Origin of the sequence: Microcoleus sp. EPA2, assembly GCA_020882975.1 — a bacterium.
In the GTDB taxonomy this organism is placed as follows: domain Bacteria; phylum Cyanobacteriota; class Cyanobacteriia; order Cyanobacteriales; family Microcoleaceae; genus Microcoleus.
The window spans coordinates 158,613-176,437 of sequence record JAHRFD010000004.1 but is presented as its reverse complement, the minus strand read 5'-3'; the positions used below and the strand labels follow the sequence as shown (position 1 = coordinate 176,437).

Annotated in this window: 10 protein-coding genes; all 10 read left to right on the top strand. The window is 42.2% G+C overall.

Going from position 1 to position 17,825, the window contains the following annotated elements; all coding sequences use genetic code 11:
- Positions 1 to 43 precede the first annotated feature (43 nt).
- The gene (locus AAFP14_RS06480; protein WP_341731469.1) at positions 44 to 1,654 is read left to right on the top strand and encodes a hypothetical protein; all 1,611 of its coding nucleotides are present in this window, start codon (positions 44 to 46) and stop codon (positions 1,652 to 1,654) included.
- A 115-nt stretch (positions 1,655 to 1,769) separates the two neighbouring features.
- A complete protein-coding gene (locus AAFP14_RS06475) occupies positions 1,770 to 3,032 on the top strand; it encodes an O-antigen ligase family protein (protein WP_341731468.1) in 1,263 nt (420 codons plus the stop codon).
- 309 nt (positions 3,033 to 3,341) lie between these two features.
- Complete coding sequence (ldpA, locus tag AAFP14_RS06470; protein WP_341731467.1) at positions 3,342 to 4,493, top strand: circadian clock protein LdpA; 1,152 nt, start codon at positions 3,342 to 3,344, stop codon at positions 4,491 to 4,493.
- Positions 4,494 to 4,817: 324 nt separating this feature from the next.
- A complete protein-coding gene (locus AAFP14_RS06460; protein ID WP_341731554.1) occupies positions 4,818 to 6,593 on the top strand; it encodes a R3H domain-containing nucleic acid-binding protein in 1,776 nt (591 codons plus the stop codon).
- Between the two features lie 292 nt (positions 6,594 to 6,885).
- Entirely contained in the window at positions 6,886 to 8,553 is a 1,668-nt protein-coding gene (locus AAFP14_RS06455; protein ID WP_341731466.1) for a CheR family methyltransferase, read from the top strand.
- Positions 8,554 to 8,668: 115 nt separating this feature from the next.
- Positions 8,669 to 9,799 carry a chemotaxis protein CheW gene (locus AAFP14_RS06450; protein WP_341731465.1) on the top strand — a complete coding sequence of 377 codons (1,131 nt, stop codon included), beginning with the start codon at positions 8,669 to 8,671 and terminating at the stop codon, positions 9,797 to 9,799.
- A 185-nt stretch (positions 9,800 to 9,984) separates the two neighbouring features.
- The gene (locus tag AAFP14_RS06445; protein ID WP_341731464.1) at positions 9,985 to 11,445 is read left to right on the top strand and encodes a methyl-accepting chemotaxis protein; all 1,461 of its coding nucleotides are present in this window, start codon (positions 9,985 to 9,987) and stop codon (positions 11,443 to 11,445) included.
- Between the two features lie 74 nt (positions 11,446 to 11,519).
- Positions 11,520 to 13,328, top strand: a complete 1,809-nt coding sequence (locus tag AAFP14_RS06440) for a methyl-accepting chemotaxis protein (protein WP_341731463.1) — start codon at positions 11,520 to 11,522, stop codon at positions 13,326 to 13,328.
- 62 nt (positions 13,329 to 13,390) lie between these two features.
- A complete protein-coding gene (locus AAFP14_RS06435; protein WP_341731462.1) occupies positions 13,391 to 15,274 on the top strand; it encodes a methyl-accepting chemotaxis protein in 1,884 nt (627 codons plus the stop codon).
- 33 nt (positions 15,275 to 15,307) lie between these two features.
- Positions 15,308 to 17,809: a hybrid sensor histidine kinase/response regulator gene (locus AAFP14_RS06430; protein WP_341731461.1), complete on the top strand. Its 2,502-nt coding sequence runs from the start codon at positions 15,308 to 15,310 to the stop codon at positions 17,807 to 17,809.
- Positions 17,810 to 17,825 lie beyond the last annotated feature (16 nt).

The following is a 17,825-nucleotide window of genomic DNA, read 5'->3' as shown; positions in this document are numbered from 1 at the left end:
TTGATAGTTTTTTAAAATTAGTAGTTTATAAGGAGTTAAAAAAATGCAATTAAGACCATACCCTTTAGTATTGTTGACGGCGAGCTTGTTGCTCGGACTGACAGGTCAGCAAGAGAGTGCGTTTTCTTTTAGTTTGGGTGGTGACACTAGCTCTAAAACCATTTCATACAAAGACCCAATTAAGGCTGAAGGTAAAATAACGGTAAAACAGGTAAAACTTCTTGACCCACCTGCTCAAAGTAGTGACTTTATAAAAAATCTAAAAACCCTTTTTCAAGGATGGGAATTTAATACGGTGCAAATAGATGGTAGATTTGAAGTTCTAGAGAATAATCCGTACTACACACCAGAGGCTAACTTCCCAGACGAAGCTACTCACGTAGGGGCTAAATTTCAACTCAATTACCTTTATCAGATAGCAGAAAATGGCGTTTCCAGCAGCTTTCACAATAATATTAACAATCTACATTGGATTCAACGGGTAACTAACTATGAATTTTTTAACGATCGTAAAGGAGAGCCAAATAATTTCATTGACGTTCCATCTTTTCAGGGTAATCCATTCTACGATCTCCAGTTTCCAGGAATGTTACAACCCGGTGTATTTAAAGACTATCCATTCAGGAATAATGTCTCGATAGGTCATACCTTTGACGCTGAACTGTATCTGGTTGAGAAGACAGCAGACAATAAAGTCTCAATTTATAACGGGGTTTCTTGGGGTTGGAAAAGTACAATTAATCGTCCTAAAACTTCTAAAAAGTTTTCCGACAGCCTCGCCTCCGGTTTTGAAGTAGACCGTTTTAATCTCCCTAACCTTACCCCTGGTTCAAAATATATAGCCTGGACAAACAACGACCTCCCCTCCAATCGCTGCAACCCCAACACATTCTTAAGCACCCACAATAACTCAGGTTTTCGGCTAGGATTTGACGACAACAGTAGCTCTGTAGGAAATGGTTTTGCCTCCGCACTAACGGGTACTGTAGGTAGTAGCGGCAATATCAACCTCGATGTCCGTGCTGCTGGTGGAGGTGCTCGCGGTCAAGACACAGGCAATTACGAGCTTTTTGTTGATGTTTACGACCCACAAGACTCGCCAGATTTTAGCTCCGCAAGTAGCGGCGGCGGCGGATTCGGAAAAGAAAAGCGGGGCCTGACACAGCAAAACCCCATCCTTCCTAATTCTATCCAAAATGGCTGGCAAGTCTTCAACAAAGTTCCCGGCTGCCGCTGGTTTGACCCTCCAACTACTTACGGCTTTGAATTCCAATCTCTGGAAGACACTTTATTTACTGAAATTCTCGATTTCCCTGTGGGCGATGACCAGGAGTTTACTGTTGCAGTAGGAGATTCGATACTCGGTAATTTCAGTCCAGGAGATAAGTTAGACTTTATTTCTTTGTTGGGTTATCCAGTAGATAATTTTAGAATCACTGGGATTGATTCATTATTTGGTGAGACAGCAGAAACAGCATTTCCAATTCAATTAGCTTTTCAGGAACGGGAAGGAAGTTTCAAGATGCGGCAAATTCCCAAGCCAATTGATGCGGAAGCTGTGCCGGAACCGGGAAGTATTCTGGCGACTAAAGGAATGCTGTTGTGGTTCGCTGGGATGCGGCATATTTTGCGGAAAAAGCGACAGGCTGGATAATTTTTCTAGAGCCTAATATCCCGATCGGGGCGGGTTTTTGAGATTGTCAATTATTAGCAGATATTGTTGGTGAACCCGCCCCTACAGCAATCACACAAAGCTCGCAATGACACAAATGAAAAATCTTTACACTCTGCTATATGCTTTCAGCCTCATTCTCATCAACCCTTGGGGAGGCAGCCGCGGCGAAATTTGGACGCAACCTAAAGTTTTTGTTGTCCTGCTGATTGTGCTTTCAAATTTATCATTTTTATGGGAAGAAAGGAAACTTTTAACTTTTTCCCGCCAGTGGAAAATCTGCCTGATTTTGTGGGGAGTTTTTTTGACGGTGGGAGCGATTTCTACCCTCAACAGTCCTTTCCCGGAGCGTTCTTTTTGGGGACAAGACCAAATGGGAGATGGCTGGCTGTACTGGCTGTTAATTTCTATTTTTTCGCTGAGTAATAGGTTGCTACTAAAACTTCATCCCGAACTGTTTCTCTCTCAAATGCGGGGTTTGCTGATAGGAGGGGCGGTTGTAGCTGTTAGCGTTTTTCCGCAAGTTGTCAACTGGCAAATTGATTATACAGCAACGAACGGTCAGTCGATCGCACATGATGTTTTGGCTAGTACGATTTTTCGGGGACAGCAGCCGATCGCACTTTTCTCGCACCGCGGTCACGCAGCCATAGTATTGGCTCTGACAGCCGTGATTTGTGCGGTAGGTTGGAAGTGGAAATTAATTAACGATCGCACTTCCACTCTGATTTTATTCATAATTCTCCCCGCTTTGCTATTTACCAACACTCGCACAGCAATTTTATCTTTAATTATAGCACTATTTTACTTATTGGGATGGCAATACTATAAATTAATGATTGCAGTTATTGCGCTCGGCTTAGTAGCAATTAGTGCAATGACCTTTACTAGACCTCTGGACTGGAATCGGGTATCTGTTGCACAAGTAATGTCCAGCCGATCGCCCCTGTGGGAACTTGCTGTGCGCGGGATTCAAAAACGACCTCTCTTTGGCTGGGGTTTTAACGGATTTGGCATTGCATATCCTTTCGTCGCCAATCCCAATAAGGTTCCTGAAATTGTGAATTTAGGTCAGTTTTCTTACGATTACCTGGATATAAACGGACAGATTCGTACTGAAAAAATACCGAGTTATAAAGCTCACAATTGGATTTTAGATACTGCTATTTCTACAGGCATTCTGGGTGCGATCGCTAGTTTTGCTTTGTGGGGATATTGCTTGCACTGTGCGATCGTGTCGCTAAATACCGACATATCAGCAATGGCGATCGGCTATTTAACTTTCATTCTGCCTTGGTTTGAGTGCGCTCAATACGCCCAGGTGCTTTGGTGGGCGCTAGATGGCTCCGAATCGAGTTAAGAGATTCCAAAACTCTCAATCCTGCAATAATAGTCGGCTTTTATCTTGCACCCACCGCTAACAAATGATAGTATTATAAGTCTGCCTAAAATTAAAACCTCAGCCAACAATTAAAAATCGCACCCGCAACAAAAAATCTTAAAAAAATTAGATTGCCAAAAAAGTAATGGTTGATACTCCACATCTGGGGCTGCCCCCCCAAGTCCCACTCCTATCGGTAGCGTTTTGATCCTTGTATCTGTCTGAGTCGGAAAACTCAGTTGAAATTTTTGCCTCGCAATTTTTAGCTCAAAACGTTAGCATATAAAGGTGACAGAACATTACCAGCCCCTAAACTCATTAAAAGGTGGCCATTGGTTCAAACTGATCTGCGGGGCCAGCTTTCAACACCTGCCTGCGGTTCGGAACCTAACCTTGGCTTACACCTTAGCAGGCGCTGACTGTATCGATGTCGCGGCAGACCCGGCGGCGATCGCAGCAGCGAAAGAAGCCCTACAGGTGGCCGGCACCATACAGACTCAAGCCCAAAACCCCAGGTTTGACCGACAAGGTTTGCCCTGGCTGATGGTAAGTTTAAATGATGGGGAAGACCCGCATTTTCGTAAGGCCGAATTCAACCCAGCCGAGTGTCCGGTGGACTGCTGGCGACCTTGCGAAAAAATTTGTCCAGCCACAGCCATCGTTTTTCAGGGTGGTGGCGAAGGTGTTTCCGGGGTCATAGACCAGCAATGCTATGGCTGCGGTCGCTGTCTCCCGGTTTGTCCCAGCCAACTAATTTACACCCGTTCCTACGTGTCGGCCCCTGCCGCGATCGCACCTTTAATCCTGCAATCCGGTGTGGACGCCCTAGAAATCCACACCCAAATAGGCAGAGAAACAGATTTTGCAAGACTTTGGTCAAGCATAAATCCCTGGGTCGATCGACTCAAATTAATTGCCATTAGTTGCCCCGATGGAGAAGGTTTGATTGATTATTTGCGGACACTTTATCAAATAATTTCCCCCCTTCCTTGTCCCCTAATTTGGCAAACCGACGGTAGGCCAATGAGTGGAGATATTGGAACCGGAGCTACTAGAGCAGCCGTCAAACTAGGCCAAAAAGTCTTAGCGGCCGGCTTACCCGGATACGTGCAACTTGCTGGTGGCACTAATGCTCATACTGTCAGCAAACTCAGAGCATCTGGGCTGATGAGGGAGGGCAAGAAAAATTTGTCAATTTCCCAAACCCCATATATTGCAGGTGTAGCTTATGGCAGCTATGCCCGTGTTTTGCTGTCACCAATTTTAGAGCAATTAGAAACAATGCAAATCGATCGAGCCTTGGCGATTCCAAACGCCATCACGCCACCAGTAGCCGGAACTCAAACACCAAGACTAACTCAACTAGAAGCCTTCCCAGCACTGCTCAGGCAGGCCGTGAGTTTAGCTGATTCTCTAGTTTCCCAACTCAAAGAAGATTAGTTAGTAGTCAGTAGTCATTAGTCAGTAGTCATTAGTCAGTAGTCATTAGTCAGTAGTCGTTGGTTAGTAGTTACACCAGTCGCCAAGGCGCTTTGAGCATCGCTCAGGGAGCGGAGTCGCAGGGCAGGATAAACGCAGTCATTGGGTTCAATGATTATAAATGCCTTGACCACATTGGCGATTGCTATAGTTCCAATAACTAATAACCAATACCTAATAACTAATAACCAATAACCAATAACTAATAACTAATAACCAATGACTAATAACTAATGACTAATGACTAAAAAGCTTGAAAACGTCACCCGAACAGATGGACGGCGAATGCAGATTACAGACGACCTCAATAAATTACTCGACATCGTGCCAGATGACATCCGGCAACCCCTAGAACAGCACCCGCAGCGTAACAATCTGATTGAGATTGTGATGGATTTGGGGCGCCTTCCCGAAGCTCGTTTTCCATCCAAGGCCGAACACCTTTCCCAGAAGCCGATTTCCAAGGCAGACCTGAATTACTGCATTGAGCGAGTCGGTCATTTCGGTGGGGACAACCGAGCCGGCATCGAGCAAACCCTGCACCGGATCAGCGCCCTTCGCAACCGCAGTGGTGAGATTATTGGCTTGACTTTGAGGGTTGGTCGTGCTGTGTTTGGTACGATCAAGATTATCCGGGATTTGGTGGAAACCGGCCAATCGATTCTGATGCTCGGCCGCCCCGGAGTCGGCAAAACAACAGCGCTGCGGGAAATTGCCCGCGTGTTAGCTGATGATTTGGAAAAACGAGTGGTGATTATTGATACCTCCAATGAAATTGCCGGAGATGGAGATATTCCTCACCCAGCGATCGGCAGAGCTCGCAGAATGCAAGTTTCCCGTCCCGAACTTCAACACCAAGTCATGATCGAAGCAGTGGAAAACCATATGCCGGAAGTGATCGTGATTGACGAAATCGGCACGGAATTGGAAGCTTTGGCCGCCCGAACCATCGCCGAAAGGGGCGTGCAGTTAGTCGGTACTGCCCACGGGAACCGGATCGAAAACTTGATGAAAAACCCGACTCTAGCTGATTTAATTGGCGGCATTCAAGCGGTGACGCTCGGAGATGATGAGGCTAGGCGTCGCGGTTCTCAAAAGACGGTTTTGGAGCGCAAAGCACCCCCAACTTTTGCCATTGCCATCGAAATGCTCGAACGCCAGAAGTGGGTGGTACACGAGCAAGTTGCAGAGGCGATCGACACTCTACTACGAGGAAAACAACCGAACCAACAAATCAGAAGCATCAGCGAGACAGGAGAAGTCCTCATCGCTCACGAAGCAGGCACTCCTCCCGCCCGGTTTCCGGGGAACTCAGGTACTGCGTCGTCGTCATCGTCGGCTTCGGTATCGGCAATCCGGCCCGTCACTCCCCTATCCGGGTGGCGCAGTGCTGGGAAAATGGTACCCATGCCCCCTCCCGCTGACAAATTCCCAGCCAACAATGCCCCAGTGTCTGAAACTAGATATTTTGAGCAACTGCTGGAAGAGTCGTTGTCAGTGGAACCAGTCGCCAAGCCCGGACGCTTTTCTCAAAATGTCGGGCCCAATGGGGAAGATTTGCCACTCCACGTTTATCCTTATGGCATAGCTCGTCATCACCTCGAACAGGTAATTTCGACTTTGAATCTGCCTGTGGTGCTGACTAAGGATATTGACACTGCTGACGTGGTTTTAGCTTTGCGCTCTAATGTTCGCAACCAGTCGAAACTGCGTCATTTGGCAAAAACTCGCCAAGTTCCTCTGCACACCATTAAAGCTAGCACTCTGCCTCACGTAGCGAGAGCTTTGCGACGCTTGTTGGACATGGAGGACCCCGCAACCCCGGAAATCGCTGACCTCAGCTTATTTGCCCGCAGCGGTTCTTCTGACGAACTCGAAGCTCTGGAAGAAACTCGCTTAGCTGTGGAGCAAATTGTGATTCCCAAGGGACAGCCTGTGGAACTCTTGCCCCGTTCTCCTAATGTTCGCAAAATGCAGCATGAACTTGTGGAACACTATCACCTAAAATCCGACAGTTTTGGTGAAGAACCGAATCGCCGCCTGCGGATATATCCAGCTTAAAGTTGGGAATTGAGGCGGTTGCACCCAGAAGGCAGAAGACAGAATTTTTTCTGTTTTCTGCCTTTTGCCTTGGAGTTGCTGACTATTTTAGTCCAGGACACGCAAATAAGGTAATTCTGTCCGGTGCAGCCTAAATTTATATTACAATGCCTCCAGGAGACAATTTTCTGATATGATGTTCTTGGTATAGCTTTTTTCAGGGCGATCAGCTAAAATACCTACTAAAAAATAACAACTAACAAATAAGCATCACTAATTCACACAAATTTTAGAATAAATCTACACATTTAATATGAATGATTCACTAATTCAACTATTTATTCAATTAATTAGTTCTCAAATTGGATTACAAATTCGGCCTCAAGACCGACCTAATTTGTGTCAAAAAATTGTGGAGAGAATGCAAGTATTAAAAATAAAAGAACCCGAAAAATATTATAAAATATTAAATGAGAAAAGCTTTGAAAGTCAAAACGAATGGCGCGAGTTAGTATTGCTGTTGACAACGGTAGAAAGTTATTTCATGCGCGATCAGGGACAATTTGATTTATTGAAAAAAGTAATTTTACCTGAATTAATAGAGCAGAAAAGAAAGTTACAAAATGTCTTGGGAATTGTGCCGACACTCCGACTCTGGAGTGCGGGATGTTCCACTGGTGAAGAGCCTTATTCTTTAGCTATTTTGTTAAAACAATTGATTGGCGATTGGCCTCAATGGAAAATATTAATTTTAGGGACTGATATAAATGAAAAAGTAATCGAAAAAGCCCAACAGGGAGTATACAGCCCTTGGTCGTTTCGCTTGGTTGACCCCCAAGTACAAAAACAGTATTTTAATCAGCGACAAATTGAATGGGAAATAAGTCGAGAATTGCGCCAAAGTGTAAATTTTAGCTGTGTAAATTTAATCGCAGACGACTTTCCTAATATTTACAAAAATATTTATAATTTTGATTTAATTTTGTGTAGAAACGTTTTTGTTTATTTTGAGCATCAGTATATTTCACTGGTACTGAAAAAATTTGCCAAGACTCTGAGACCGGGAGGATATTTAATGACTGGCCACGCTGAAGTGCATGGTCAAATTATGAACGAGTTTCTACCCAAGGTTTTCCCGGAGTCCATTGTTTATCAGCGTCGAGATCAATTACTGGGAGAAGGCTCTCAAAATGAATCTTGGAACTTACAGCAACTCAAGTCATCCCTTGAGAAATCAGAAAATTCTGGATTCGTTGACGATCGCAATTTCCTAGGACTAGCAACCAAATCAGCTAGTTTTGCTCAGGGGCCTTTTGCAGAACTCACTCCCCTATTAACAGAATCTAGTCCCCTAGGAAAAATGCTGAGAAATCGCTATTTAGTGGGAGATTTAACCGAAAAAAAAGCTACTAAAGCACCCCATAACGAATTATTGAATCAACGCCAGGAAAAAACCTCTTCAGTATTGATTGAAGAAGCTAAGAAAAATTTTAAAAATAAAGCTTATGCAGCAGCAATTGCCCAAGCAAAACAATCTCTGAAAATGCAGCCGTATAATTTTGATGCCGATTATTTATTAGCTCAAATTTATGCAAATTTAGGTAAGTATTCTCAGGCGATCGAACACTGCCAACGAGCTAGTAAAGTTGATGTAATGTCGGTGTTTCCCTATTATTTACAAGCTCAAATTGCCGAAGAGCAGGGAAAATTAGAAACAGCTAAGCAGTTTCTTAAGAGGATAATTTATCTGTGTCCATCTTTTATTTCAGCTTATTTAGATCTGGGCAATATATACCATAAAGAAGGCCAGATAACAAGAGCTATGAAAATGTATAATTCATCCTGTGAAATTCTCGGAAAATTACCGCCCAATACTCCGATCGAGCAGCAGGGTAAAATGACGGCGAGCCAAGTTTTGTTAGAACTTAAAAAAAAATTGTTAAGATTGTACAGCCAACAAAATTTATGCACTGGTAGCTAACAACTGGCTTTCTCTATAAACCAGTCCTTCTCTAATATGTAGTCCCCGGGAATATGTATAATGTTCGCTCCCTCCCCTTCGCTGTTCCCTATACCTTTGTCCCAAATAGTTCAATATGGAAACTAAACCGTATCTTATTTTTGAACAGAACGGTTTTCTCTACGGTGTAGAAGCCTGCTGTGTTCAAGAAATTTTCTTTCTGCCGGAGTTGACGCCCATTGCAGAAGCGCCTCAAGATATTGTTGGGGCGATCGACCTTCGGGGTGAAATTCTGCCTGTGATGGATCTGAATCTCCGTTTTGGATACGTTTGGCAGGAGTATACTGTGACAGATAGTGCGATCGTCATAGAGTGGCAAGAATGGAAAGTCGGTATCATTGTCAATCAAGTTCGCGAAGTTAAAGAAATCTCAGAACATACCACCACTCCCCAGCTATCTTATGGGCGAGACGAAGGCGTCGCATCCCATCACTTTGTCGCTGGATTCGCCCGCTGCGAAGCCGATATTATCATGCTACTCAATCTGGATCGCCTAATTCGATATTCTGCTGAAAAAACAGAGGAAAGCTTACCTATTTCTATCAGCGATGCAGGTGGTGAAGAAACAGCACTAGAGACAGAAACAGAAAATCTACCCTGGTATCTCAAAGCCAAATTGTTGAGTGAAAATGCGAAAATTTTAAGCAAGCATCAGATTTTTTGCCCCCAAGCTACCCCGGAAGAAAGAGCAATTTTTAAATCGCGGGCTGACAATTTGAGGCGGCAAGCCGAGGGGGACTATTCTGCCGCAATTAATATATCCGTAGCCGTGTTTACTTTGAATGGTGAATACTTTGGTATGGAGCTGGATGTAGTCCGTGAATTTACAGAAATTCGCCCACTAACCCCAATTCCTTGCACTCCAGATCACATAATTGGCAATATGAATTTACGGGGAGAAATTTTAACCATACTGGATATTCGCAATGTTTTAAATATTTCTTTAAATATGCCGAGTGCCACAAATTATCAATCTCAGGCGATCGTGGTGCAAGTGGCAGATTTAGTCACTGGAATAGTTGTAGACGAAATTTTAGATATTGTATATTTAAGAGTTTCAGAAATTGCAAATGTTCCCGCGGCACTGCATTCAGCTAACCGCGAATATCTACGAGGTACAGCTCTTTACGGAGGAAAAATGATGGCGATTCTGAATTTGGAAAAACTCCTCACAAAAGGAGGAGTCATCGTGGATGAAGAGGTGTGAATCAAAACAATCTACCAAATCGGTTTTAAAAACGATATTTGACTAAAGAAGATAATTTGGTATTATAAATATTGATTAGGACTTACGCAAAATTTCTGCCCAAGCATTTAATCGGGGGGCATTCCCCGACTATTGCCCCGTCAGCATTGATGCAGCGTAAGTGCTGTTAAATCCCGGAGAAAAATATGTTTGCTATCTTAAAAAAAATAAATATTAGAAATAAAATGCTGATCGCCTATTTAGCGCCCGCAGCTATCTACTTAGGTTTACCCATCCTAGTTTATCAAACCACCACTCAGGTATTGAGTAGTTTTCAAGAAGTAGAAAGAATAGAAAATGTCATCGGACTAACCAACAATATTTCCGCAGGAAATGAGCAAATGATACGCGGATTACGGGGATATTTAATCAATCAAAATCCCCGGTTTTTAAATGATTTTAAAACAGGTGCAGAATTGGCTCGTCAGTCTGCTAATAATGTGGAACCCATCATTAAAAACCCTCAACAGAAAACTCGTTTACAAAAAATGCTAAGTCTCAGCAACGAATATTATAAGAATTCTAACGAAATAGTTAATTTATTGCAAGCCAATAAAAAAAGTGAAGCCCTCGCAATATTTAATACAGGAAGACACACAAAACTTGTGAATGAATTTGTCGAAATACATAGACAATTTAGTGAATTAGAATCAGACTTAATTAAACAAGAGACAAAAAAAACTAAGGACTCTTTGATATTTTTAATATCGGTATTGGTAGTTAGTTGTGGGTTTTTAGTCCTGTTAGGTGGGGTGATAGCTTGGCTAATTTCGTCAGGAATTGCCCGAACTATCGATCGCGCAATTAGCTCGATCGTCACTTCTTCCAGCCAGATTGCAGCCACCATCGAAGAACAGGAACGGATGGCCAGTCAACAAGCAGCTTCTGTCAATCAAACTACGACTACAATGGACGAACTGGGTGCATCTTCCAGGGCGACAGCACAGCAGGTAGAAACAGCAGCGATGCAAGCAATGCAAGCTTTGAATTTAGCTGGAGGTGGCACAAAAGCTGTAGCACAAACTTTAGAAGCCATGGGAACTCTCAAAACCAAAGTTGAGGATATGCAAGGACAAATTATGCAATTAAGCGAACAAACCGATCGCATTGGTAATATTTCAACTTTAGTTAGCGATTTGGCTAATCAGACCAATATGTTAGCACTCAATGCCGCCGTGGAAGCCGTGCGGGCGGGGGACAATGGCAAGGGGTTTGGTGTTGTGGCGTCCGAAATTCGCAAACTGGCCGAGCGCAGTAAAAAATCAGCAGCCCAAATTAATCTATTAGTTGCAGATATTCAAAGAGCAATTAATTCAACAGTAATGGTCACAGAAGAAGGGACTAAAACAGTAGAATTTGGCGTGAATATTGCCTCAGAAACCGCCGCTGCATTTGGCGGGGTTGTCAATGCAATTAATAATGTCGTCTTGAGTTCTCAGCAGATTTCATTGAATGCCAAACAACAAGCGATCGCGATCGAACAGGTGGTGGAAGCTATGAACTCCCTGAATCAAGCCGCAGCTCAAACAGCTTGCGGTATCAGTCAAACTAAAATCGGGACCCAAAAATTGAATGAAGCAGCCCTAGACTTGAAAGCAGTTGTGTAAGATATTTCTAATTTATGCCCCACCCTGACCCTGTGTAATTCATGATATTTTGAAATTATGAGAAGTTCAAAAAAATGCCAAATATATCCTTAAGAATTAAAGCGATTGCATTTGCTCTCGCCCTCGGTACACTTCCAGCTATCTTAACAGGAGCAATAACTTTTTTCTTTGCCAATCAGAACCTAAATAATTATGTAATTAAATATCAAGAGTCACGAGCCGTGGCCATAGCCCATGATGTCAGTAATTTTGTTTTTGAAAGGTACTTAGATGTTCAGGAGCTAGCTAATTTAAGTATACTCAACGATCCCAGAGTCAGCGAAACTACTTCCAAGAGCCAAAAACAAGCTCGGTTAGATAAATATGTAAAACAAGGGGAAGGTTACGACAGCATTGCCATCGCAGATATGCTGGGAAATACTATTTTACAATCCAGCGGAGAGCCAATTATAGATTTGGGTAAACGCGATTATTTCCAGGAAGTAGTTAAAACTAATCTGCCGACGCTCGTGCAACCTAGAGAATCATTTATCACTGGCAAATACTCTATTTTTGCTGCGGCTCCTATAGTCGAAATTAATACGGGAAAAACTATCGCAATTCTGAGAACTCGCACGCCCATAAAATATTTAGAAGAGGCTTTTCAGGAAAACAAAGAAAAATTAATTAGAGACTCCGAAGACTCCGAAGGACTAGAAGCAGATGAGTATCATTTAATTGATGGCAATGGCAAGTTTTTTTCTGCTACAGAAATCGAACATCTGGGCAGAGATGCACGTTCAGATTATAGTGTTTTTGCGACAATGCAAGCCGCCAATAAAATCAACAGTCTCATCGATACCGATCAGATTGGCGCAGGACAACAACTGCTGACCTATGCTCCTATTGAAATTGAAAAATCCAACAATATGCCGAAATTAGGTTGGAGTGTCCTGATTGCAAACGATACAGATAACGTATTTGCTCCTCAAAAACAATTGCTATTTGCTCTGATAGCAGGAGTGGGACTAACTGCTGCTGTTGTCAGCGCCATGGCAACTTTTATCGCTAGTCGAACTACCAGATCCGTGAATAAAATTGTGCGGACCATCGCCTATTCTTCCTCACAGATTGCTGTCACCATCGAACAACAAGAACGTATCGCCAGTCAACAACTATATGCTGTGGAGCGAACTGTGAGTACAATGGATGAATTGGGTGAATCAAGCAGGGCTTGTGCTTCCCAAGCAGAAGCTGCTGCTCTCGGAGCCAAACAAGCTCTCGCCCTCACCACTGGAGGTAGTCAAGCAGTACAGAATACCCTCAAAGAAATGGCAATTTTGAAACAAAATGTTGAAGCAATTGAAAAGCAAATTTTGCTTTTGAGCGAACAAACGAGTCGCATTGGTAATATCTCTAGTTTAGTTAGCGATTTAGCCAATCAAACAAATATGTTAGCGATTAATGCTGCCATCGAAGCCTGGAGGGCTGGCGAAAGTGGCAAAGGATTTGCAGTTGTTGCTACAGAAATTCGGCAATTGGCAGATTTAAGCAAGGAATCTGCGAGCAAAATCAATGCTTTAGTTGCCGACATCCAGACATCAATTAGTTCCACAACGATGGTGACGGATGATGGAGCAAAAACCGTGGATAGTGGAGTAAAAATTGCCCGAAAAACTGCCGACGCATTTGCTGGTGTAGCACAGGCGATCGATCGCATTGTTTTGAATAGCCAACAAATTTCTTTTACTGCGAAAGACCAGGCGATCGCCATTCAGGATGTAGTTCATGCCGTTAATTCTCTCAACCTCGCCGCCCAGGAAAATGCCACCGGCATTTCTCAAGTCAAACTCGGAATCGAACAGCTTAATAAAGCAGCCCAAAATCTCAAATCATCAGTCTAATCAGTCGTCAACATTCAACAGGAATTTCCTACTAACTAGCCCTTTCATATTACCCATTACTAATGATTAAAAATTTATTCAGAAAACTCCAGTACCGACTGCTAATTCTCTTGATTTTAAGTACCTTAATTCCCTTATTGATTGTTGGTTCCTATGGGGTTTATTCTTCCACTGTAGCCCTTAAATCTTTAGCATTATTAAGTCTTGATGAAGGTGTTAAATCTAGTGGCAATCAAATGATTAATAAATTAGAAAATTTTAGTTCTGATATTTTATTTATCGGCAAATCTCCCCCGATTCAGGGTATTATTAGAGCGAGAGAGGGAACTGGAGTAGACAGAGAAAGTAATTCAACTTATCAAAATTGGGTCGAGCGAATGCAAATAATCTTTTCATCACTGATGGAAGTCAAGCCCTATTATATGAAATTGCGTTACATAGACGAAAAAGGTAACGAACTTGTTCGTGTAGATTCTGATGGTAAAAATCTTAAAATTATTCGGGATAATCAATTACAGAATCAAGCAGGCAGAGATTACTTTTATTTGACTATGAAACTAAAACCTGGAGAAATCTATGTCTCTCAATTTAATCTCAATCAGGAATACGGCAAAATAGAACTTCCTTACAAACCAACAATTCGCTACGCTACTCCAATTTTTGATAGCAAAGGACAAAGAAAAGGCATTTTGATTGCTAATGCTCTGGGTCAAAGTCTGATCGATATTGCGAAAGAACTCAATCATCAAGGTTCAGACCAAGTTTTTATGTTAAATCAAGATGGTTACTATATCCACCATTCAAATCCTGACAAAGAATGGGGTTCGGAAATAAAAACCGATGAGAATTTCCACAAAGATTATTCAGAAGATATAGTTAATCAAATACTTTCCGGGGGTCAAGGCAATGTGGAACTCAGGGATGTAGTTATTAGTTATTATACAATATTTCCCATCAAAGACAACAAGCAAAGATTTTTTGTAATTGTGCATCAGGCAAACAAAAATTCCATATTTAATTCTATTTTAGGGTTCAAAATAATCGGAATCCTAGTTACTATATTATCCCTAGGGACTGTACTGTCGTTAGGACTGTTAATACTACACAAACTGGTGAAACTAATTCAGGGTTTGATATACCAAATATCTTCATTTTCCCTAGAAATAGTATCCAATATGAATCAACAAGAACAAATAGTTGAACGGCAATTTGTGTCAGTGAAAGAAAGCACTATAACTTTAGAAAATGTCGCCATATCTTCTCACCAAACGGTAGAGCAAGCTGAGGCGGTGGCGAGGGCTGCTCGCCAAGCTTTAAATCTCGCGGAACAAGGTACTGAAATGGTAGAGAAAACTCTCGATCAAATGCTGCATCTTAGAGAAGCTGTTTTGGCAATTTCTCAGCATAATCATCGACTAGATGACAGTACAAGTCAGATTGGAAATATTTCTAGTTTAGCAAGTTTGGTGAGCGATTTAGCTAGCCAAACAAATATTTTAGCCCTCAACGCCGCCGTCGAAGCAGTCAGAGCTGGCGAGTATGGTAAAGGTTTTGCAGTGGTAGCCAGCGAAATTCGGAAGTTAGCTGATGAAAGTCAACAAGCAGCACAAAAGATTAATGGTATTATTCCAGAAATTAAGAGCGCGATCGCCTCGACGGTGAAAGCCACGGAAGATGGCAAAAAAACCGCAGCAGCAGGGGTGAAAACAGCACGAGATACGGCATCCGCTTTTACTGGTGTCAGGGAAGCTTGCAATCTGGTGTTTGCGAGCAACCAACAAATTTATTTTAATATTAAACAGCAGGCGATCGCGATTCAGCAAGTAGGTGATACCATGAATGCTCTCAATCAAGCAGCATCTCAAACAGTCCATGGGATTACTCAAGTCAAAATAGGTACTCACAAACTTAATGAAGCTGCATTAAATCTCAAGTCTGTAGTGTAGTAATTTGTCAATTCCCCATTCTTGAAAATATTTATGATCATTGAAGATGAAGAACTCCGAGATATATTTAAAATTGCTAGTGAAGAACACTTGCAGAAACTCGATGACGGATTACTGTATTTGGAAGAACACCCACGGGATGCCGCTAAATTAGAAGAATTGCTGAGAGAAACCCATTCTCTCAAAGGTGATGCGGGAATGCTAGGAGTAAAAAGTGTGGCATCTTTAGCTCATCAAATGGAGCATATTTTGGGAGGTGTCAAGCGCGGAGAAACTCAACTAACTTCAGATATTAGCGATAAACTTTCCCAAGGTTTAGAAGCCATCCGCAAGCTAGTTGACGAAGCTGTAACTGGCGAAGATTCGGGAGTTAATACATTTTATATCCTTGCCAGCATGATGGGTGCTTCTAGTCAACCACAACCACAAGTTACTAACCCCATAGTAGAGCCATCATCGGCAAAATTACCAGACTTAGAAAAAGCCTTGGTAGAACCGCAAATTACTGAGCATTATACCGCAGAAATAGAAACAAGTATTAAAAAATCAGAAGTTGTTAATTCAGACGATAATTATTCTTTTTTACCGATACAATCCGAGCAAGAATTGCTGCTACAAGCTCAAAACTTGCCTACCCCTTCGGCATCAACTACTTCGGATTCACCATCCCCTGTCACTGCCTTATCTACCTCATCTTATCGTATAGAAACCATTCGCGTTGCTACCCAAAACTTAGATGATTTAATGACTCAAGCTGGGGAACTTACTGTCACTAAAACTAGACTGGGACACCGAGTGGCAGATATCGAACAAATTACGACTTTGTGGGAAGAGTGGAGTCGAGAATATTTTGCCACTAGCTTGACTTTTCATCAGATACAAATAGATGAAAACAGGATGAAAGAAAATGATAAATTTATGCAATTGCAGAATTACTGTCAACATACCCAAGAACGCTTAGAACGTCTTGGCATTTTAGTCAACCGCTTGAAAAATTTAGTGTATGAAGATACGGCGAGACTTGAAATAATTGCCGAGGAACTAGAATCAGGTATTCGCACTCTCAGACTGCTGCCTTTATCTACTATTTTTAATTTATTTTCTAGAACTGTAAGAGACTTAGCGAAACGGGAAGGTAAAGAAGTTGCCTTAGTGATTGAAGGAGGCGAAACTACAGCAGATAAACGTATTTTAGAGGAAATGAAAGACCCTTTGATGCACATGATTCGGAATGCGATCGACCACGGAATTGAAACTGTTGCCGATCGCCAAAAAATTGGCAAACCACCTGTGGCGACTCTCCGCATTAAAGGTTATAGTATAGCCAGTAATGTGATTATTGAAGTGGCTGATGATGGTCGGGGACTAAATCTTGAGCGTATTAAACAAACGGCAATTAAACGTAATATTTGTACCTTAGAACAACTTGCAGGCATGACCACAAATCAAGTGCAATCTTTGATTTTTGCTCCTGGTTTTTCCACGAGAACATTTGTAACTGAAGTATCGGGACGTGGGGTGGGTTTAGATGTAGTGCGTACTAATGTTGAAGCCTTGAAAGGTACTATTCAAGTGGATTCAGTGTGGGGAAAAGGATGTACTTTTAAATTGCAACTAAGTACGTCTTTAGCTACAGCGAATGTATTGATTGTAGTAGTTGAAAATATTGCTTATGCTCTCCCACTAGAGTTTGTAGAAACAGCACAATTAGTTTCTACTTCTGATATTTTTGCTATGGAAGGTAGGGAAACTATACTTTTAAAAGGTCAGCCTCTGTCAGTGGCTCATCTGAGAGATTTACTGGAATTAAATAATCTAAGCTGGAGGCAAATAAATCGCGCAGGTAAAGAGGAAAATTTGCCCGGAATTTACCCCCATACTCCCAAGGACTTGATGGGTTCACATTCGGGAAAAATTCCTTGTATTATTTTAAAGATAGGGGAGGAAAGATTGGGATTATTTGTAGATGCTTTGATAGACGAACAGGATGTGGTGATTAAACCTCAAAGTAAATTACTAAAAAGGGTGCGAAATGTTTCCGGTGCAACAATTCTTGGTAACGGGGAAGTTTGTATGGTACTGAATCCCCAGGATTTGATAAAATCGGTACGCCAGCAAGTTTTGTCGCGTACTATTGGTGGTTTGCGATCGCCCATGGAGACTGCCAGCCGAAAACAAGTTATACTTTTAGCAGAAGACTCGATCGCCACCCGCACTCAAGAAAAACGCATCCTGGAAAGTGCCGGTTATGAAGTGGTGACGGCGGTAGATGGATTGGATGCGTTCAATAAGTTAAAAACTCGCGATTTTGATGCGGTGATTTCTGATGTACAAATGCCAAATTTGGATGGTTTGGGACTGACTGTTAAGATTCGTCAGCAACAAAAATACAGTGATTTGCCGATAATTTTAGTGACTTCTTTGGCTTCGGATGAAGATAGAAAGAGAGGTGCTGATGCCGGGGCAAATGCTTATATTCCTAAAGGTACTTTTAATCAAGATGTGTTGGTAGAGACTTTAAAAAGGTTAGTTTAGTCATTAGTCATTAGTC